The sequence below is a fragment of the Pseudomonas sp. TH08 genome (assembly GCF_016651275.1).
In the GTDB taxonomy this organism is placed as follows: domain Bacteria; phylum Pseudomonadota; class Gammaproteobacteria; order Pseudomonadales; family Pseudomonadaceae; genus Aquipseudomonas.
Genome location: NZ_JAEKEE010000003.1, coordinates 185,568 through 204,602, shown reverse-complemented (window position 1 = coordinate 204,602; position 19,035 = coordinate 185,568). Strand labels below are relative to the sequence as shown.

The window sequence follows — 19,035 nt, the reverse complement described above, 5'->3', positions numbered from 1 at the left end:
CTCAGGCTTTCGGCCCGACGCTGACCCACCAGTTGAAAGTCTTGTCGACGCGGATCGGCAATGCCGCCTCCAGCAGGCGCAAGGCTTGATCGGTGTCCTTGAGGGGGAACGAACCCATCACCGGCAAATTGGCCACGGCCGGATCGCAATGCAGATGCCCCGGGCGATAACGGCTGAGTTCTTCGATCAGTTCGCCCAGCGGCAGGTTATCCACCAGCAGCAGTCCCTGGCGCCAGGCCTCGCGTGACGGGCTGACCGCCGTGGCGGTGCCCAATCGAGCCATGCCGAACGCCAATTGCTGGCCAGCCTGAACCACTTGCGTCTGACCTTGCTGGTTGCGTACCTCGACCGCGCCTTCATACACATTGAGCAGGGTGTTGCGGTCGTTCTGGCGGACGCTGAAGCGCGTGCCCAATGCGCGCATCCGGCCCTGTTCAGTGTCCACCAGGAAAGTCCTGTGTGGATCCTTGGCGGTGTCGATCAGCACTTCGCCGGCACGGAGCAGCAACAAACGACGTGTAGTGTCGAAACGCACGTTCAGCGTGCTCAACGCGTTGAGCCAGATCCGGCTGCCGTCGCTGAGTGTCGTTTCGCGGGTTTCGCCAGTGCCGGTCGACAGGTCGGCACTGAGCCGCTCGATTAGCGGTGTGCTGCGCCATGCGGCCAGACCGGTGAGCCCGGTCGCCGCAAGAATCAGCAAGCCTTTGAGTGACTGTCGACGACTGATCGAAGAGCGGCTACTGGTACGCAAGGCGTGGCTGATGGCGTGAGTTTCGCCGTCGCCTTGCAGCGGCGCGAACCGCTGGCCGACGCGTTCGACGTAGCTCCAGGCCGCTTGATGCTCTGGGCTCTGTGAGAGCCATGCTTGCCAGCGCAGGTGTTCCTGAACGGCGACCGGCGCGTCGTGCAATTGCACGTACCAGTGCGCCGCCTGCTCAAGGCTGGCGTGGCTGAGTTTGTTCATGGCGTTACTCAATCAGCAGGCCGTCGAGTTCGGCCTCAAGAATCGCGCAATGCATCATCGCTTGGGCGAGGTATTTTTTGATCATCCGTTCGCTGACGCCGATCTGTTCCGCGATTAACCGGTAAGGCATGCCGTGCAACTGAGCGAGGATGAACGCTTCGCTGACCCGCTGTGGCAGACGCTGGAGCATGGCGTCCACTTCGTGCAGGGTTTCGATGATGATCGCTTGCTGTTCGGGCGAGGGCTGCAAGGCTGGTGGGCGGTTGGCGAGGGTGTCCAGCCAGGTCTGTTCCAGTTGCCGACGGCGCCAGTGATCGACACACAAACCCCGGGCGATGGTTGCCAGATACGAGCGTTCGTGGACTTCGCCATTGAACGATTGCGGGCGTTTGAGCACGCGGATGAAGGTGTCGTGGGCGAGGTCGGCGGCATCCATCGCGTTGCTCAGGCGCCGACGCAATAGCTCGTGCAGCCAGCGGTGGTGGCTGAGGTAGAGATTCTGCACAAGTGAGGTGTCGGCAACCGTCATCAGAGCAAACGTCCAGAGCGACCATTTACCGGTCTAAATAAGAATGGGTCGCGATTAAATCAAAAGGGCAGATAGTGTGCAAATGATATTGGTTTGCTTTTAGGCGGTTGGGATATCGGGTGTTGAGGTTTGTAGTCTTATTGACAATCATGCGAGTCAAAATGACTTTTGTTGATCTGGGTCAAATTGACTCTTTGATTCGCAAGTGTCTGATTTTACGGGGTTGGAAATCTGGCATGAGAATTGAAATGGCATATGTACCCGCTCAGGAGTACGCAACCATGTTCACTGTCTTCGAAAGCCCACTGAACGTTCTGCACCTGTCGAATAAAATCCTCGTCGCTGGCCTGGTCATGCTGCTGTCCGGCATCTACGGCGCCTACTTCTACAACGGCCACATGCCGATTGCCCTGTTGGTGGCGATGCATGCGCTGACCATCCTCGGCCCGACCCTGCTCAAAATCGGCTACGTCATGCGCCTGCTGGCGCAATACCGCCTGCGCGGCCCACGCCTGATCCCACAAACCGCCTGACCCTTGTAGGAGCCGAGCTTGCTCGCGATGGCGTCGGCACAGCTTGCAGGGTTGTTGCCTGACGCACCGCTTTCGCGAGCAAGCTCAGCTCCTACAACGTTTGGTGGTGATTCTGGGGATTCAGCGTCGTTCTGCCACCAGCAGCAATGACTGCGGCATCGGGCTTTGTGGGTGTTGGGGTTCCTGCATACTGACCAGGCGGAAGCCGGCCATGTCCAATGCATTGAACCAGCTCGACAACGTGCGGAAATACCATGGCATCGGTTGCCACTGGCCTTTGAATCCGGAGAAAGATTCTTCGCGCCAGCCGTCCTGATAATCGCCTGCCGCTGCTGCCCACGGATGCAATGTCTGAATCACCAGCGCACCACCGGGAACCAGCAGCAAATTCATCGCGGCCAGCAGAGGAATAACGTCCTGATGCAGCAGCGAGAAATTCGCGCAGATCAAATCGTAGTCACAGCCGATATCAACCTTCGCTTCGATCAGCGCGTCGTAGTCGGCGACATGGACTGTTGGAGAGCCGGCCAAACGCGCCGCTTCAACCAGCGTCGCATCACCATCCACGCCCACCGCCGCCATCCCCAGGTCCGCCAGTGCCCGCAACAACCAGCCTTCGCCGCACCCGAGATCAAGCACACGTTCCGGCTGACGCCCCATGATCGCCAGCAGAATCGCCTGATTGGTCACCTGTTGACGGCTTTCGATGCCGCCGCTGCGGATCACTTCGATCCAGGCATCGGCATTGTCGTGCCAACTTTGTAAAAGGCTCGATTCTGGGGAGGGCATGGCAGGGTCCGCTGCGCTGTGCAAAAAATCAGTATGGACGTCGAATTGAAGATCGCCATGCAGGGTGTACCGGCCCTGCTACAACGCAAGACGCCTCGGTCAGTTCCTTCTCCCTCTGGGAGAGGGTTAGGGTGAGGGTTCTTGATCTGAATGATCAGTGATCTGCAGTGCTATAGAGGAGTAGCGACATGGCTCAATTCACCTGCGGCTGCCTGTGCGGCAACGTCCGTTTCGAAGTCCTCGGCCAACCTTACCGCGTCGGCATCTGCCACTGCCTCGACTGCCGCAAACGCCACGGCGCGCTGTTCCATACCTCGGCCATATTCTCTGAGGGCGCACTAACGGTCAGCGGTGAAACCCGCGACTACAACGGCCGATTTTTCTGCCCACGCTGTGGTTCACCGGTGTTTACGCGCTCGGCAGACGAAGTTGAAGTCAACGTTGGATCGCTGGATGAGCCGGACCAGTTCAAGCCCACTTATGAACTCTGGACGATTCGCCGTGAGGCTTGGTTGCCGGCGCTTCCGCTGGCCCGCCACTACGAACTTGATCGCGAAAGCACAGGGCGTAGCGAGGGTTAGAGGGACTCAGGCCAGTTGCAGTCTGCCTTGGTGGGGGGTCACAATGGGTGGATTAACACAAAATCCCTTGTAGGAGCCGAGCTTGCTCGCGATGGCGTCGGCACAGCTTGCAGGGTTGTTGCCTGACACTCCGCCTTCGCGAGCAAGCTCAGCTCCTACAGGGGGATGCATGGCTACCGGGATGTCACCCGCGAATGAAGGCCAGCAGATCAGCGTTGATGGTGGGCGCCTCCGTTGTCGGCATCCCGTGCGGAAACCCTGGATACGATTTCAACGTGCCATTGGGCAGCAACTTCGCCGACAACGGCCCCGAGTTCGCGTACGGCACAATCTGGTCATCCTCACCGTGCATCACCAACACCGGCACGGTGACCTTCTTCAGATCCTCAGTAAAATCTGTCTGCGAAAACGCCACGATCCCGTCGTAATGCGCCTTCGCGCCGCCAATCATGCCCTGACGCCACCAGTTGGCAATGATCCCCTCCGAAGGCGTGGCCCCCGGCCGGTTGTAACCATAAAAAGGCCCCGTCGGAATATCCCGATAAAACTGTGCGCGATTCGCCGCCAAATTCGCCTGAAATTCGTCGAACACAGACTTTGGCAGCCCACCCGGATTGCTCTCGGTCTGCACCATCAGCGGCGGCACCGCGCTGATCAGCACGCCTCTGGCCACATTGTCCTGGCCATGCCGGGCAATGTAATGAATGACTTCACCGCCGCCGGTCGAGTGGCCGACGTGCACGACATTCTTCACACCGAGATGATTGACCACCGCTAGCGCATCATCGGCGTAGTGATCCATATCGTGGCCATCCCAGACCTGACTCGAACGCCCATGCCCACGTCGATCATGGGCAATCACCCGAAAGCCTTGCCCCAGAAAGAACAGCATCTGCGCATCCCAGTCGTCTGAACTCAGCGGCCAGCCGTGGTGGAAGTGGATCACCGGCGCGTCTTTCGGGCCCCAATCCTTGTAGAAGATTTCGACGCCATCTTTGGTGGTGACAAATCCCATGTTCGCTACTCCAGATCAGTAATGAATAACCCGCGCGGTGTTCGCGGACCGGTGTCGCTGTTGACGAGAGTTCTGCTGCGCTGGCTCGGTGAGAGCCGTTATCAACTGTAGGATTAAAGTCGACATCTGCATGACCGGTGGTCGCACCGTCTGGCTTCAGGCGCAAATTAGGCTTTGCTGAAAGGGATAAGCCGAGGCGCGCGTGGGCTTTTGCAGCCACAGCGACGCCCCTTCAGAACACCGTGAGTCTGAGGAAATCCCCCGATGCTGACCTTGAATATCAATGGCAAGGATCAGGAGCTCGATGTCCCCGCGGACATGCCGTTGCTCTGGGTTCTGCGCGATGTCGCGCACCTGACCGGTACCAAATTTGGTTGTGGCATGGCCCAGTGCGGCGCCTGCACCGTGCACGTTGACGGCGCGCCTTTACGTGCCTGCATCACGCCCGCGACCGCCGTAGCCCATGGCCAGAAAATCCTCACCATCGAAGGCCTGTCCACCGACGGTTCGCACCCGGTGCAGCAAGCCTGGGCCGAACTCGACGTGGTGCAGTGCGGTTACTGCCAGTCGGGACAGATCATGTCTGCCGCTGCATTGCTGGCGAAAATCCCCAAACCCACCGACAGCGATATCGATCAGGCGCTCTCCGGCAACATCTGCCGCTGCGGCACCTATCCGCGGATCCGCGCAGCGGTAAAGCGTGCATCCGAAATCGGCTGATTCAATCTGTGGGAGGTAGCTGATGAACAGTCCAGTATCGCGTCGGGGTTTTCTCAAGGGCAGTGCCGTGTTGGGCGGCGGGTTGGTGGTGGCGTTTGCCGTCCCTCGCGGACATAAATTTGCCTATGCCGCCGAAAACGAAGGCAAAGTCTTTGCGCCGAATGCTTTTTTGCGCATAGCGGCGGACAACAGCGTCACCGTGCTGCTCGGCCATTCCGAAATGGGGCAGGGCATATGGACCGGCCTGACCATGTTGATTGCCGAGGAGCTGGACGCTGACTGGTCGAAAATCCGTGTTGAACACTCACCCGCATCAGCGGCGGATTACGGCATGCCGGGGTTTGGCGGCATGCAGATTACCGGCGGCTCGACATCGACCTGGATGGAGTTTGATCGCTATCGCCTGGCGGGCGCGACGGCGCGGCAGATGTTGGTCGAGGCGGCAGCGAAGCGCTTCGAGGTGGCCCCCTCGGCCATCCGCACCGAATCGGGCGTGGTTATTGCCGGCGATCAACGCGCCACTTACGGTGAAATGGCGGATGCCGCTGGACAGCTGCCGGTGCCGGATCCGAAGTCGATCACGTTCAAAGAGGCCAAGGACTGGAAAGTCATCGGCAAACCGACCAAGCGCCTCGACACCCCGGAGAAAATCACCGGCCGCGCCAGGTTCGGCATGGACGTGCAATTCGACGGTTTGATGACGGCCATGGTCGCCCGCGCGCCCGTGTTCGGGGCGACGGTCAAATCATTCGAAGGCGCCGAAGCGTTGGCGGTGCCCGGCGTGCATAAAGTGCTGCAGGTGCCGACCGGCGTGGCGGTGATCGCCGAGCATTACTGGGCAGCGAAACTGGGCCGCGATGCGCTGAAAGTCGATTGGGACCTGGGCCCGCACGCCGACCTTAGCAGTGAAAAAATGCTTGAGAGTTTTCGCAAACTGGCCGCCACACCTGGCACGTCGGCCAGTCAGGCCGGCGATGCCAAAGGTAATTTTGGTAAAGCGGCGAAGAAGATCGACGTCGAGTACAGCGTGCCGTATCTGGCCCACGCGCCGATGGAGCCACTCAATTGCACGGTGAAAATCAGCGCCGAGAAATGCGAGATCTGGACCGGCACGCAATTTCAGACGCTCGATCAAATGGTCGCCGGCAAGATCACCGGGCTCAAGCCGGAACAGGTGGACATTCACACTGAATTCCTCGGTGGCGGATTTGGACGCCGCGCCAACCCGACTTCGGATTTTGTCGCCGAAGCGGTGCAAGTGGCGAAAGCTGCGGGCATGCCGGTGAAAACCGTGTGGTCGCGTGAGGACGATATCCGGGGCGGTTATTACCGTTCGATGTTCCTGCATCAGGCGCGTATCGGCCTGGATGCGCAGGGCATGCCGCTGAGTTGGCAGCATGTGCTCGTCGGGCAATCGATCATGACCGGCACGTTGATGGAAGCGACGATGGTCAAGAACGGCATCGACCCGACTTCGGTCGAGGGTGTGGCCGACAGTCCTTACGTCAAGGGGCTGGCCAATCATCAAGTCGAACTGCATTCGCCGCAGACCGGCGTCAATGTGTTGTGGCTGCGCTCTGTAGGGCACAGCCACACGGGTTTTGTCATGGAATCGCTGATCGATGAAATGGCCACTGCGGCGGGCAAGGATCCCGTCGAGTACCGACGAACCTTGCTCAAGGACCATCCTCGGCACTTGGGTGTGCTCAATCTGGCGGTAGAGAAGGCCAATTGGAAAGCACCGCTGCCGGACGGTCATGCCCTCGGTGTCGCGGTGCATGAATCGTTCGGCAGCTATGTGGCGCAGGTCGCGGAGGTCTCCCAGGACAATCTGGCCATTCGTGTGCATCGGGTGGTGTGTGCGGTGGACTGCGGGATCGCGGTCAATCCGCAGAGCATCGCCGCGCAGATGGAGTCGTGTATTACGTTCGGTCTGGGCATGGCGCTGCACAGCAAGCTCACACTCAAGGACGGCATGGTCACGCAGTCCAACTATCACGATTATCAAGTGCTGCGGCTCAACGAGATGCCGGTGGTCGAGGTGCACATTGTGCCGAGCAGCGACAAACCCGGCGGCATCGGCGAGGCCGGTGTGCCGCCGACCGCTCCGGCGGTGGCCAACGCCGTGTTCGCGCTGACCGGGCAGCGCCTGCGTGAGTTGCCGCTGCAACTGTCGGGGGTGTGAGATGAGACGACATCTGTTATTGGGCACCGTGGTTTTGCTGGGGTTGGGTGGTTATGCCTCGGATCTGTTTGCCGATGATCAGGAGGCGTTGAAAGCCTTCGGTACGGTGCAGAAAGTGTTCCAGAGCCCGCGCTGCCAAAACTGCCATATTCCCGGTGATTCGCCGTTGCAGTTCGACGCGGGCATTCCTCATGCAATGAAAGTGGTGCGCGGCATGGACGGCAAGGGGGCCGCCGGTTTGCCGTGCGCCACCTGTCACGCGCAAAACAATCCGCCGGCCAGTTACGGCCCGCACGCGCCGCCGGGTGCGCCGCACTGGAGCCTGCCACCGGCATCGCACAAAATGGCCTGGATCGGCCTGCCACCGGACAAACTCTGCGCGCTGATCAAGGATCGTTCGAGCAACGGCGATCGCGACTTTGCCGCGCTGATTAAACACGTCAGCGAGGACAAACTGGTGCTCTGGGGCTGGAACCCCGGAGCAGGGCGGGCGCCCGTGCCGGTACCACACGATATTTTTGTCGAGCAATTCAAGCTGTGGGCCGATGCGGGCGGGCCATGCCCGGTGGCAGGCATCTGAAGAGGTGAGCCTTCGGTGATTTGCGCTACGCTGAAAGGCATTGATGCCAATGGAGTGTGCTAATGCTGGTTCCAGGAAAACCCGCCAATGAAGCTGCGCGAATTCAAGTGCTGCAGGGCCTCGACCTTCTCGATTCGGCGCCGGAAGAGCGCTTCGACCGACTGACTCGGCTGGCCAGGCGCCTGTTCAATGTGCCAATTGCACTGGTCACGCTGGTCGACAGTAACCGGCAGTGGTTCAAGTCCTGCGTGGGGCTGGATGCCACTGAAACCCCGCGAGATGTTTCCTTCTGCGGTCACGCGATACTGCAGAACGACCTTCTGCTGGTGCCCGACGCCAGGGAGGATGTGCGCTTTCATGACAATCCGCTGGTGACGGGCGAACCGAATATTCGCTTCTACGCCGGTTATCCGCTGACGGTGCCCAACGGCAACAAAATGGGCACGTTGTGCCTGATCGACACCAAGCCCCGCGATCTCGATGAAGAAGAACGCGCGTTGTTGCGAGATCTGGCGGAAATGGCCGAGCAAGAGCTGACGGCGGTGCAGATGGCGAGCATGGACGAGCTGACGTTGCTGTCCAACCGTCGCGGCTTCAAACAGCTGGCTCAGCATGCACTCGACACTTGCTCGCGTCTGGACAAGGCGGCGACGCTGCTGTTTTTCGACCTCAATGACTTCAAGCAGATCAACGACCTCTATGGCCATGCCGAGGGCGACAGCGCGCTGAAGACCTTTGCCGATGTGCTGCGCATAGCTTTTCGCGAGAGCGATGTGGTCGGGCGCTTGGGCGGCGATGAGTTTGTCGCGTTGCTGACCGGATCGAGCCGTATCGAAACCAACACGATCATGGCGCGCCTCAAGGAAATTCTTGAAGAGCGCAACGCCACGCTGCACCGTGGTTATGCGATTCGCTTCAGCGTCGGCCAGATCGAATACGACGCCAAACGCCACGACACCGTCGATCGCTTGCTCGCCGACGCCGACGGCGCCATGTACGCCCATAAGCAGGCCCTGAAGCGTTGTTAGTGAATGCGCCGCAGATCCCCTGTAGGAGCGAGCCTGCTCGCGAAAGCGCTGTGTCAGGCGATAAACAGGTGACTGAATGGACGCTTTCGCGAGCAGGCTCGCTCCCACAGGGGAGAGTGTTGCGGGCATAAAAAAACCCGCCTGAAGCGGCGGGTTTTTTATGGGCCAGGCGAAGATTACTCTTCGATGTTGCCCATGGCGGTGGTGTTGAAGCCGCCGTCTACGTACATGATTTCGCCGCTGATGCCCGACGCCAGGTCGGAGCACAGGAAGGCGCCGGCATTGCCGACTTCGTCGATGGTGACGTTGCGACGCAGCGGGGTTTGCGCTTCGTTGGCGGCCAGCATTTTACGGAAGTTCTTGATGCCCGACGCTGCCAGGGTACGGATCGGGCCAGCCGATACGCAGTTGACGCGGGTGCCGTCCGGGCCCAGGGAGCCGGCCAGGTAACGTACGCCAGCTTCCAGCGAAGCCTTGGCCATGCCCATTACGTTGTAGTTAGGCATGGTGCGCTCGGCGCCCAGGTACGACAGGGTCAGCAGGCTGCCGTTGCGGCCTTTCATCATTTCGCGGCCGGCTTTGGCCAGGGCCACGAAGCTGTAGGCGCTGATGTCGTGAGCGATGCGGAAACCGTCACGGGTGGTGGCTTCGGTGAAGTCGCCGTCCAGTTGGTCGCCCGGTGCGAAGCCTACGGAGTGGACGATGCAGTCCAGGCCGTCCCACTTCTTGCTCAGTGCTTCGAAGACCTTGGCGATTTCTTCATCGCTGGCCACGTCGCACGGGAAGCACAGCTCAGGGCTCGAACCCCAGCCCTGGGCGAATTCTTCAACACGACCTTTCAGTTTGTCGTTCTGATAAGTGAAGGCAAGCTCAGCGCCCTCGCGATGCATGGCGGCAGCGATGCCGGATGCGATGGACAGCTTGCTGGCGACACCGACGATCAGTACGCGCTTACCGGCGAGAAAACCCATGTGTTGCTCCTCTTTCAGGTTATTGCGCAGTGGCTGGTGCCAAAAAAGCGGCTTCCAGCAACTGCTGTGTATACGGATGTTTAGGGGCGGCAAAGATTTCTTGCGCGTCTCCCTGTTCGACCACTTGGCCATGCTTGACCACCATCAACTGGTGGCTCAGCGCTTTGACGACAGCCAGGTCATGGCTGATGAACAAATACGTCAGGTTGTACTTGGCTTGCAGTGAACGCAACAGCTCCACCACTTGCCGCTGCACCGTCCGGTCGAGCGCCGAAGTTGGCTCGTCCAGCAGGATCAGCGCCGGTTTCAGCACCAGGGCCCGGGCAATGGCGATGCGTTGCCGTTGCCCACCGGAAAATTCGTGGGGGTAGCGGTGCCGGGTTTCCGGATCCAGACCTACCTCCTTCAATGCCGCAATAATCGCCGCCTGTTGTTCCTCGGCGGTGCCCATCTTGTGAATCCGCAGGCCTTCGCCAACGATGTCACTGACACACATGCGCGGGCTCAGGCTGCCAAACGGGTCCTGAAACACCACCTGCATCTCCCGACGCAACGGGCGAACCTCATTCTGAGTCAGGCAGTCTAGCTGCTTGCCTTCAAAACGGATCGCGCCTTTGCTGCCGATCAGCCGCAAAATCGCCAGGCCCAGGGTGGATTTACCGGAACCGCTTTCACCGACAATCCCCAAGGTCTGACCCTGAGGCAGGCTGAAATTGATGCCGTCCACTGCCTTGACGTAATCCACCGTGCGCTTGAGCAGGCCTTTCTTGATCGGGAACCAGACTTTCAGGTTCTCGACTTCGAGCAACGGCGCCCCGATTTTATTGGTCGCCGGGCCTCCACTGGGCTCCGCGCCGAGCAATTCCCGAGTGTACGGATGCTGCGGCGAACGGAACAGCTCTGCGCACGATGCCTGTTCGACGATGCAACCGCGCTGCATGACACATACGCGATGCGCAATTCTTCGTACCAGGTTCAAATCGTGACTGATCAGTAACAGCGACATGCCCAATCTGGCCTGCAATTCCTTGAGCAAATCGAGGATTTTCAGCTGAACGGTCACGTCCAGAGCAGTGGTCGGCTCATCGGCAATCAGCAGCTCCGGCTCGTTGGCCAGGGCCATGGCGATCATCACGCGCTGACGTTGGCCGCCAGACAATTCGTGGGGCAGGGCCTTGAGGCGCTTGTGCGGCTCGGGGATGCCGACCATCTCCAGCAGTTCCAGCGTGCGCTTGGTCGCGACTTTGCCGGTCAGGCCCTTGTGGATGCCGAGGACTTCGTTGATCTGCTTCTCGATCGAGTGCAGCGGGTTGAGCGAAGTCATCGGCTCCTGAAAGATCATCGCGATGCGGTTGCCGCGAATGTGGCGGAGGGTCTTTTCGCTGAGGCCCAGCAGGTTTTGCCCGGAGTAGTTGATGCTGCCGGCCGGGTGCCGGGCCATCGGGTAGGGCAGCAAGCGCAGGATCGAATGCGCCGTCACGGATTTGCCCGAGCCGGATTCGCCGACTAGCGCAAGGGTTTCGCCGCGTTTAATGTCGAAGCTCACGCCTTCGACGACGCGATGCACGCGCTCGCCGAAACCGAATTCAACGGCGAGGTCGCGCACTTCGATCAGATTGTCCTGATTCATTTCACTTCCTCGGGTCGAAGGCATCGCGAGCGGACTCGCCGATAAACACCAGCAAACTCAACATCAACGCCAGCACGGCAAAGGCACTCATGCCCAGCCACGGCGCTTGCAGGTTGGATTTGCCCTGCGCGACCAGTTCACCCAGCGACGGACTGCCGGCCGGCAAGCCGAAGCCAAGGAAGTCCAGCGCGGTGAGGGTGCCGATGGCGCCGGTGAGGATGAACGGCATGAACGTCATGGTCGAAACCATCGCATTGGGCAGGATGTGGCGGAACATGATCGCGCCGTTCTGCATGCCCAATGCCCGCGCGGCGCGCACGTATTCAAGGTTGCGGCCACGGAGGAACTCGGCGCGCACCACGTCAACCAGGCTCATCCACGAGAACAGCAACATGATCCCCAGCAGCCACCAGAAATTCGGCTGGACGAAACTGGCGAGAATGATCAGCAGATACAGCACCGGCAAGCCCGACCAGATCTCCAGGAAACGTTGCCCGGCCAAGTCGACCCAGCCGCCATAGAAACCCTGAAGGGCGCCGGCAATCACACCGATGATCGAACTCAACACGGTCAGTGTCAGCGCGAACAGCACCGAAATGCGGAAGCCGTAAATCACCCGCGCCAGCACGTCGCGGCCCTGATCGTCAGTACCCAGCAGGTTGTCCGCCGACGGTGGCGACGGGGCCGGGACTTTCAGGTCGTAGTTGATGCTTTGGTAGTTGTAGGGAATCGGCGCCCACAGCACCCACGCCTCCTTGGCCTTGAGCAGTTCGCGGATGTACGGGCTCTTGTAGTTGGCTTCCAGCGGGAATTCGCCGCCGAAGGTGGTTTCCGGGTAGCGCTTGATCGCCGGGAAGTACCAGTTGTTGTCGTAATGCACCACCAGCGGCTTGTCGTTGGCGATCAGTTCGGCGCCGAGGCTCAGGCCGAACAGGATCAGAAACAGCCACAGCGACCACCAGCCACGCTTGTTGGCTTTGAACAGTTCGAAGCGGCGGCGGTTGAGAGGGGACAGGTTCATCTCAATGCTCCCGGCTTTCGAAGTCGATGCGCGGATCGACCAGGGTGTAGGTGAGGTCGCCGATCAGTTTCACTACCAGCCCCAGCAGGGTGAAGATGAACAGGGTGCCGAACACGACCGGGTAATCGCGGTTGATCGCCGCTTCGAAACTCATCAGGCCGAGACCGTCGAGGGAGAAGATCACTTCCACCAGCAACGAGCCAGTGAAGAAGATGCCGATGAACGCCGAGGGAAATCCGGCGATCACCAGCAGCATGGCGTTGCGAAACACATGGCCGTACAGCACGCGATGGCGGGTCAGGCCCTTGGCCTTGGCGGTGACCACGTATTGCTTGTTGATCTCGTCGAGGAAGCTGTTTTTGGTCAGCAGGGTCATGGTCGCGAAGTTGCCGATCACCAGCGCCGTGACCGGCAATGCCAAGTGCCAGAAGTAATCGAGGATCTTGCCGCCGAAGCTCAGCTCATCGAAGTTGTTCGAGGTCAGCCCGCGCAACGGGAACCAGTCCAGATAACTGCCGCCGGCGAACACCACGATCAGCAGGATCGCAAACAGGAACGCCGGGATCGCATAGCCGACGATGATCGCCGAGCTGGTCCAGACGTCGAAGTGGCTGCCGTGTCGCGTGGCCTTGGCGATCCCCAGCGGGATCGACACCAGGTACATGATCAGCGTGCTCCACAGCCCCAGCGAGATCGACACCGGCATCTTTTCCTTGATCAGGTCGATGACCTTGGCGTCGCGGAAAAAGCTGTCGCCGAAGTCCAGCGAAGCGTAGTTCTTGACCATGATCCACAGACGTTCCGGGGCCGACTTGTCGAACCCGTACATGTGCTCGATTTCCTTGATCAGGGCCGGGTCCAGCCCTTGCGCGCCGCGATACGAGGAGCCCGCCACCGACACCTCGGCACCGCCGCCGGCAATGCGGCTGGTGGCGCCTTCGAAGCCTTCGAGCTTGGCGATCATCTGTTCCACCGGGCCGCCGGGCGCGGCCTGGATGATCACGAAGTTGATCAGCAGGATGCCGAACAGGGTCGGGATGATCAGCAGCAGTCGCCGAAAAATATACGCCAGCATCTGATTACTCCGTGCCCACAGGGTCGGCTTGCAGTTTGGTTTCGACTTCTATCGCCGGTTTTGCGTCAGGCTTGACCCACCAGGTGTTGATGCCGATGTCGTACTTGGGTGAGACCTTGGGGTGGCCAATGTGATTCCAATAAGCCACGCGCCAGGTTTTGATGTGCCAGTTGGGGATCACGTAGTAGCCCCACTGCAACACGCGATCCAGCGCACGGGCGTGCGCTACCAGGCTTTTGCGCGAGTCGGCGTTGATCAGGTTCTCGACCAGTTGATCGACGATCGGATCCTTCAAACCCATGGTGTTGCGGCTGCTGGCCTTGTCGGCGGCGGCGCTCATCCAGTATTCGCGCTGCTCGTTACCTGGCGAGTTGGATTGCGGGAAACTGCCGACCATCATGTCGAAATCCCGCGAGCGCACGCGGTTGATGTACTGCGAAACGTCGACACGACGGATCACCAGTTCGATGCCGAGATCGCTGAGGTTGCGCTTGAGCGGCAGCAATACACGTTCGAACTCGGTCTGCGCCAGCAGAAACTCGATGACCACCGGTTTGCCCGTGGCGTCGACCATTTTGTCGTCGACGATCTTCCAGCCGGCCTCTTGCAGCAGTTGATAGGCCTCGCGCTGTTGGGTGCGGATCATGCCGCTGGCGTCGGTCTTCGGATTTTCGAAAGCCTCGCTGAACACCTGCGCCGGCAGTTTGCTGCGGAACGGCTCGAGAATCGCCCGTTGATCGGCATCGGGCAGGCCGGTGGCGGCCATTTCCGAGTTCTCGAAATAGCTGCGGGTGCGGAAGTAGGCACCGTTGAACAGTTGTTTGTTGGTCCATTCGAAATCGAACAGCAGGCCGAGCGCCCGACGTACCCGCACATCCTGAAACACCGGGCGACGCAGGTTGAAGACGAAACCCTGCATGCCGGTCGGGTTGCTGTTGGGGATCAACTCCTTGATCAAACGCCCCTCGGTGACGGCCGGAATGTTGTAAGCGTTGGCCCAGTTTTTTGCGGTCATCTCCAGCCAGTAGTCGAACTGACCGGCCTTCAACGCTTCGACGGCAACGGTGTTGTCGCGGTAGTAATCGCTGGTCATCGTGTCGAAGTTGTAGAAGCCACGATTGACCGGCAGATCCTTGCCCCAGTAATCCTTGACCCGCTCGTACCGTATCGAACGGCCGGCCTTTACTTCGGCGACCTTGTACGGGCCGCTGCCCAGCGGGATCTCCAGATTACCCTTGGTGAAATCGCGGTCGGCCCACCAGTGTTTTGGCAACACCGGCAATTGGCCGAGAATCAGCGGCAGTTCGCGGTTATTGGTGTGCTTGAACTTGAACAGCACTTTTAGCGGGTCTTCGGCGATGACTTCGGCGACGTCGTTGTAGTAGCCGCGATACAGCGGCGAGCCTTCCTTGGTCAGCGTGTTGAAGCTGAATACCACATCGTCGGCGCGCACCGGATGACCGTCGTGGAAGCGCGCTTCGGGGCGCAGGTAGAAACGCACCCAGCTGTTGTCCGGGGCTTTTTCGATTTTGCTGGCGATCAGACCGTATTCGGTGAACGGCTCGTCGAGGCTGTGTTTGGTCAGGGTGTCGTAGATCTGCCCGATATCATCGGCGGGCACGCCTTTACTGATGAACGGGTTGAGGCTGTCGAAGCCGCCGAACCCGGCCTGACGGAAGACGCCGCCCTTTGGCGCGTCGGGGTTCACGTAATCGAAATGTTTGAAATCGGCCGGGTATTTCGGCGGCTCGTTGTACAGGGTCACGGCGTGTTGCGGGGCGGCAAAGGCCAGCCCGGCGAACAGCAAGCCGCTGGCCTGGACGAGCAGGGCGCGGATGGGCTTCATCGATCTTTCTCCGAAGACTTCAGCCACCATGCGCTCAGGCCCAGGGTGTAGGGCGGCGTGGTGACGAAGGCCAACCGGTTGCGGTAGGCCAGGCGGTGGTAATTGAGGTACCAGTTGGGAATGCTGTAGTGCTGCCAGAGCAGCACGCGGTCGAGCGCTTTGCCGGCGGCGACCTGTTCGTCGCGGTTGCGCGCGGCGAGTAATTGTTCGAGCAGGTGATCGACCACCGGGTTGGCGATGCCCGCGTAATTCTTGCTGCCCTTGACCCCGGCCTGACTGGAGTGGAAGTACTGCCACTGCTCAAGGCCTGGGCTGAGGGTCTGATTGAGCGTCATCAGGATCATGTCGAAATCGAACTGATCGAGGCGCTGTTTGTATTGCGCGCGATCGACCGTGCGCAGGCGCGCGTCAATGCCGATGCTGTTGAGGTTCTCGATGTACGGCTGGAGGATGCGTTCCAGATTCGGGTTGACCAGCAGCAGCTCAAAACTCAGCGGCTGACCGGCGGCGTTCTGCAGACGTTGGCCATTGAGCTTCCAGCCAGCTTCGGCCAGCAGCGCCAGGGCTTTGCGCAGGGTTTCACGGGGAATGCCACGGCCATCGGTTTGCGGCAATGTGAACGGCTCGGTGAACAGCTTGGCCGGCAATTGTTCCTTGTACGGCTTGAGCATTAGCCATTCATGGCCGACCGGCAGACCGCTGGCGCTGAATTCGCTGTTGGGGTAGTAACTGGTGGTGCGTTTGTAGGCGTCGCTGAACAGTGCGCGGTTGGTCCACTCGAAGTCGAACATCAGGCCCAGCGCTTCGCGGGTTTTGACGTCAGAGAAGGTTGCTCGTCGAGTGTTCATGAACAGACCCTGACTCTGCGTCGGGATCTGATGCGGGATTTGCGCCTTGATCACGTCGCCACGGCGCACGGCCGGGAAGTTGTAGCCGTTGGCCCAGTTCTTCGCCTGATGCTCGATGTAGATATCGAATTCGCCGGCCTTGAACGCTTCGAAGGCGACGTCGCTGTCGCGATAGAACTCGACTTCCATGCGATCGAAGTTGTACTTGCCGCGATTGACCGCGAGATCCTTTCCCCAGTAATCCTTGACTCGCTCGAAGATCAACTGCCGCCCCGGCGTCACCGAGGTAATGCGGTAAGGGCCGCTGCCCAGCGGCGGCTCGAAGGTGGTGGCCTTGAAGTCGCGGTCTTTCCAGTAATGCTGCGGCAGCACCGGCAGTTCACCAAGGCGCAGGATCAGCAACGGATTGCCGGAGCGTTTCATCACGAAGCGAATGCGCTGCGAGTTGAGGATGTCGACCCGCGACACTTCCTGCAACGCAGTGCGATACAGCGGATGACCTTCCTTGAGCAGCAGTCGATAGGAGAACGCGACGTCGTAGGCGGTGATCGGCGTACCGTCATGAAAACGGGCTTCCGGGCGCAGATTGAACACCACCCAGCTGCGATCTTCGCTGTATTCCACCGACTGCGCGATCAAGCCGTAACTGGACGCCGGCTCATCGCCGGACGGCGAGTACTGGCCGGTGCCGACCATCAACGGCTCGTTCAGCTCGTTGATGCCGTATTGAAGGAAATTGGCGGTAGTGACCGGGCTGGTGCCCTTGAAGGTGTAAGGGTTGACCGTATCGAAGGTGCCGAACGCCATCACCCGCAACGTACCGCCCTTGGGCGCTTGCGGGTTGACCCAGTCGAAGTGGGTAAATCTGGCCGGGTACTTGAGCGTGCCGAACTGCGCATAACCGTGGCTTTCGGTGATCGTCGCGCTTGCGGTTGAGCTCAAGGCCAGGCTGATGAGGAGCAGGAGGAGGGGACGCTTCAAGTCAGATCCGATCCAGGCGGCTTGGGCTTTGTGGGCCGTACAGTAACAGCTTGTCTGGACGCTGTTAATCGTTACTCGGTGCTCAGCTGATTTGCTTCTGTGGCGAGGGGATTTATCCCCGATGGGTCGCGCAGCGGCCCTGCTCATTGACAGGAAAGAAGGGACTGCTGCGCAGTCCGTCGGGGATAAATCCCCTCACCACAGGAAATCCACTGGTCACAATAATTTCGGCCAAAAAAAGCCCCTGAAATTTCAGGGGCCTTTCTATCAGCGTGACTGATAAACCGTGAGCATCTGCCCAGGCTTCAATGCCTTGCCCGCACCCGGATTCCAGCGCTTGAGATGCTGCATCTCAACGTTGAATCGCTTGGCTACGACGTACAGCGTGTCGCCGCGCTTGACCTTGTACTGGGTCTGCTGCGCGCTGTCGGCTTTGCCTTTGGTCTTGCTGTTGGCCGCTACCACGGTGTTGACCCGACCATTGCTGCGGGCCGGGCTGCGCTTGCTGGTGTCCTGCATGACCAGGGTCTGGCCGACCTTGAGGTTCTTGCCGCTGAGTTTGTTCCAGCGTTGCAGGTCTTTCACTTCGACCTTGTTGGCCTTGGCGATGGAGCCAAGGTTGTCGCCGCGCTTCACGCGATACGCGCGCTTGAGCTTGGCCACTTCGGATGGATCGGCACCCTCGAACACTGGTTTCAGCGAACGTGTGCTGATCAGCTCCTCAGGGCGCATGGTCTGCAAACTGGCAGTCAGCAACTGCGCCTTCGACGTGGGTACCAGCAAATGCTGCGGGCCGTCGATGGTGGTGCGCTGCTTGAACGCCGGGTTGAGCTGGAACAGTTCGTCTTCGTCGATATTGGCCACCGCAGCGACCTTGGACAGATCCATGCGTTGGTTGATTTCGACGACCTGGAAGTACGGCTCGTTGGCGATCGGGTTGAGGTTCACCCCGTATGCCTCCGGCGCCAGTACCACTTGCGACAGCGCCAGCAGTTTCGGCACGTACGCTTGAGTTTCCGCTGGCAGCGGCAGGTTCCAGTAGTCGGTAGGCAGACCAAGCTTCTCGTTGCGTTCGATCGCGCGGCTGACCGTGCCTTCGCCAGCGTTGTACGCCGCCAGGGCCAGCAGCCAGTCGCCGTTGAACATATCGTGCAGACGGGTCAGGTAATCCATGGCCGCTGTGGTCGACGCCGTGATATCGCGACGGCCATCGTAGAAGCGGGTCTGACGCAGGTTGAAGTAACGCCCGGTGGACGGAATGAACTGCCACAGCCCCGAGGCATCGGCCCGCGAATAGGCCATCGGGTTGTAGGCGCTTTCAATCACTGGCAGCAGGGCCAGTTCCAGCGGCATGTTGCGCTCTTCGAGGCGTTCGACGATGTAGTGGATATAGAGACTGCCGCGTTCGCCGGCATTCTCGAGGAAAGAGGGATTACTGGCGAACCACAGACGCTGTTGTTCGATGCGCGGGTTCACGCCAAGGCCTTCCTGCAACTGGAAACCCTGGCGCATGCGTTCCCAGATGTCCTGGGGAACCTGTGGGCTGGGCTTTTCGGACAGCCAGATCGGCTTCTGCTTGGCTCGCGCAGCGATGTTCGGCGTATGCGTCGCTTCAGTCTGCGGAGCATGGCTGGAGCAGCCCGCCAGCGTGGCGGACACAGCCACCGCGATGGCTTGCGCCAGGCGGGTCAATGCGTCTGAATTGACGGACTTACGTATGGATGACGACATTGGCTGGA

At 60.1% G+C, this 19,035-nt stretch carries 17 protein-coding genes; 6 read left to right on the top strand and 11 right to left on the bottom strand.

Translation table 11 applies throughout. From position 1 onward, the window contains the following. Position 1: 1 nt before the first annotated feature. Complete coding sequence (locus JFT91_RS14190; RefSeq protein WP_201202631.1) at positions 2-964, bottom strand: FecR domain-containing protein; 963 nt, start codon at positions 962-964, stop codon at positions 2-4. A gap of 4 nt (positions 965-968) precedes the next feature. Next, a complete protein-coding gene (locus JFT91_RS14185) occupies positions 969-1,493 on the bottom strand; it encodes a sigma-70 family RNA polymerase sigma factor (protein WP_201202633.1) in 525 nt (174 codons plus the stop codon). Positions 1,494-1,774: 281 nt separating this feature from the next. On the opposite strand from JFT91_RS14185, the gene JFT91_RS14180 reads away from it, so the two are divergent. Next, positions 1,775-2,026 carry a transmembrane sensor/regulator PpyR gene (locus tag JFT91_RS14180; protein ID WP_201202635.1) on the top strand — a complete coding sequence of 84 codons (252 nt, stop codon included), beginning with the start codon at positions 1,775-1,777 and terminating at the stop codon, positions 2,024-2,026. 120 nt (positions 2,027-2,146) lie between these two features. Here JFT91_RS14180 and JFT91_RS14175 read toward each other — a convergent pair whose 3' ends face one another. Continuing rightward, on the bottom strand, positions 2,147-2,815 hold the full coding sequence (locus JFT91_RS14175; RefSeq protein WP_201205223.1) for a class I SAM-dependent methyltransferase: 669 nt from the start codon (positions 2,813-2,815) through the stop codon (positions 2,147-2,149). Positions 2,816-3,003: 188 nt separating this feature from the next. Between JFT91_RS14175 and JFT91_RS14170 the strand changes: the two genes are divergently transcribed. Further along, entirely contained in the window at positions 3,004-3,396 is a 393-nt protein-coding gene (locus JFT91_RS14170; RefSeq protein ID WP_201232762.1) for a GFA family protein, read from the top strand. 184 nt (positions 3,397-3,580) lie between these two features. Here the strand turns inward: JFT91_RS14170 and JFT91_RS14165 are convergent, their stop codons facing one another. Next, complete coding sequence (locus JFT91_RS14165; protein WP_201202645.1) at positions 3,581-4,411, bottom strand: alpha/beta fold hydrolase; 831 nt, start codon at positions 4,409-4,411, stop codon at positions 3,581-3,583. Positions 4,412-4,675: 264 nt separating this feature from the next. On the opposite strand from JFT91_RS14165, the gene JFT91_RS14160 reads away from it, so the two are divergent. The 4 genes from JFT91_RS14160 to JFT91_RS14145 all read left to right on the top strand — a co-directional run bounded on the left by JFT91_RS14160 (position 4,676) and on the right by JFT91_RS14145 (position 8,924). Further along, positions 4,676-5,131, top strand: coding sequence for a (2Fe-2S)-binding protein (locus tag JFT91_RS14160; RefSeq protein ID WP_003224136.1), 456 nt, complete (start codon positions 4,676-4,678; stop codon positions 5,129-5,131). Positions 5,132-5,153: 22 nt separating this feature from the next. After that, positions 5,154-7,316, top strand: a complete 2,163-nt coding sequence (locus JFT91_RS14155) for a xanthine dehydrogenase family protein molybdopterin-binding subunit (RefSeq protein WP_201232761.1) — start codon at positions 5,154-5,156, stop codon at positions 7,314-7,316. Position 7,317: 1 nt separating this feature from the next. Then, a complete protein-coding gene (locus JFT91_RS14150) occupies positions 7,318-7,896 on the top strand; it encodes a hypothetical protein (protein WP_201232760.1) in 579 nt (192 codons plus the stop codon). A 62-nt stretch (positions 7,897-7,958) separates the two neighbouring features. Beyond that, positions 7,959-8,924: a GGDEF domain-containing protein gene (locus tag JFT91_RS14145; protein ID WP_201202656.1), complete on the top strand. Its 966-nt coding sequence runs from the start codon at positions 7,959-7,961 to the stop codon at positions 8,922-8,924. A 176-nt stretch (positions 8,925-9,100) separates the two neighbouring features. Here JFT91_RS14145 and fabI read toward each other — a convergent pair whose 3' ends face one another. From fabI to JFT91_RS14110, 7 genes are all read right to left on the bottom strand, one after another. Further along, on the bottom strand, positions 9,101-9,895 hold the full coding sequence (gene fabI / locus JFT91_RS14140; protein WP_007910591.1) for an enoyl-ACP reductase FabI: 795 nt from the start codon (positions 9,893-9,895) through the stop codon (positions 9,101-9,103). 19 nt (positions 9,896-9,914) lie between these two features. Continuing rightward, positions 9,915-11,525 carry an ABC transporter ATP-binding protein gene (locus tag JFT91_RS14135; RefSeq protein WP_201226940.1) on the bottom strand — a complete coding sequence of 537 codons (1,611 nt, stop codon included), beginning with the start codon at positions 11,523-11,525 and terminating at the stop codon, positions 9,915-9,917. Between the two features lies 1 nt (position 11,526). After that, entirely contained in the window at positions 11,527-12,546 is a 1,020-nt protein-coding gene (locus JFT91_RS14130) for an ABC transporter permease (RefSeq protein WP_201232759.1), read from the bottom strand. Position 12,547: 1 nt separating this feature from the next. Next, positions 12,548-13,621, bottom strand: a complete 1,074-nt coding sequence (locus JFT91_RS14125) for a microcin C ABC transporter permease YejB (protein WP_201226938.1) — start codon at positions 13,619-13,621, stop codon at positions 12,548-12,550. A 4-nt stretch (positions 13,622-13,625) separates the two neighbouring features. Further along, complete coding sequence (locus JFT91_RS14120; protein WP_201232758.1) at positions 13,626-15,467, bottom strand: extracellular solute-binding protein; 1,842 nt, start codon at positions 15,465-15,467, stop codon at positions 13,626-13,628. Next, entirely contained in the window at positions 15,464-17,296 is a 1,833-nt protein-coding gene (locus JFT91_RS14115) for an extracellular solute-binding protein (protein WP_201226936.1), read from the bottom strand. Before JFT91_RS14115 ends, JFT91_RS14120 begins: the two co-directional genes overlap by 4 nt. 267 nt (positions 17,297-17,563) lie before the next feature. Further along, positions 17,564-19,027 carry a LysM peptidoglycan-binding domain-containing protein gene (locus JFT91_RS14110; protein WP_201232757.1) on the bottom strand — a complete coding sequence of 488 codons (1,464 nt, stop codon included), beginning with the start codon at positions 19,025-19,027 and terminating at the stop codon, positions 17,564-17,566. Positions 19,028-19,035 lie beyond the last annotated feature (8 nt).

Bases quoted from the DNA above. Each gene is read 5' to 3' on its own strand.
- JFT91_RS14145 (WP_201202656.1), top strand. From the start codon at position 7,959: ATGCTGGTTCCAGGAAAACCCGCCAATGAAGCTGCGCGAATTCAAGTG.
- JFT91_RS14155 (WP_201232761.1), top strand. From the start codon at position 5,154: ATGAACAGTCCAGTATCGCGTCGGGGTTTTCTCAAGGGCAGTGCCGTG.
- JFT91_RS14135 (WP_201226940.1), bottom strand. From the start codon at position 11,525: ATGAATCAGGACAATCTGATCGAAGTGCGCGACCTCGCCGTTGAATTC.
- JFT91_RS14125 (WP_201226938.1), bottom strand. From the start codon at position 13,621: ATGCTGGCGTATATTTTTCGGCGACTGCTGCTGATCATCCCGACCCTG.
- JFT91_RS14160 (WP_003224136.1), top strand. From the start codon at position 4,676: ATGCTGACCTTGAATATCAATGGCAAGGATCAGGAGCTCGATGTCCCC.
- JFT91_RS14110 (WP_201232757.1), bottom strand. From the start codon at position 19,027: ATGTCGTCATCCATACGTAAGTCCGTCAATTCAGACGCATTGACCCGC.
- JFT91_RS14170 (WP_201232762.1), top strand. From the start codon at position 3,004: ATGGCTCAATTCACCTGCGGCTGCCTGTGCGGCAACGTCCGTTTCGAA.
- JFT91_RS14180 (WP_201202635.1), top strand. From the start codon at position 1,775: ATGTTCACTGTCTTCGAAAGCCCACTGAACGTTCTGCACCTGTCGAAT.
- JFT91_RS14165 (WP_201202645.1), bottom strand. From the start codon at position 4,411: ATGGGATTTGTCACCACCAAAGATGGCGTCGAAATCTTCTACAAGGAT.
- JFT91_RS14190 (WP_201202631.1), bottom strand. From the start codon at position 964: ATGAACAAACTCAGCCACGCCAGCCTTGAGCAGGCGGCGCACTGGTAC.
- JFT91_RS14150 (WP_201232760.1), top strand. From the start codon at position 7,318: ATGAGACGACATCTGTTATTGGGCACCGTGGTTTTGCTGGGGTTGGGT.
- JFT91_RS14130 (WP_201232759.1), bottom strand. From the start codon at position 12,546: ATGAACCTGTCCCCTCTCAACCGCCGCCGCTTCGAACTGTTCAAAGCC.
- JFT91_RS14185 (WP_201202633.1), bottom strand. From the start codon at position 1,493: ATGACGGTTGCCGACACCTCACTTGTGCAGAATCTCTACCTCAGCCAC.
- JFT91_RS14175 (WP_201205223.1), bottom strand. From the start codon at position 2,815: ATGCCCTCCCCAGAATCGAGCCTTTTACAAAGTTGGCACGACAATGCC.
- JFT91_RS14120 (WP_201232758.1), bottom strand. From the start codon at position 15,467: ATGAAGCCCATCCGCGCCCTGCTCGTCCAGGCCAGCGGCTTGCTGTTC.
- fabI (WP_007910591.1), bottom strand. From the start codon at position 9,895: ATGGGTTTTCTCGCCGGTAAGCGCGTACTGATCGTCGGTGTCGCCAGC.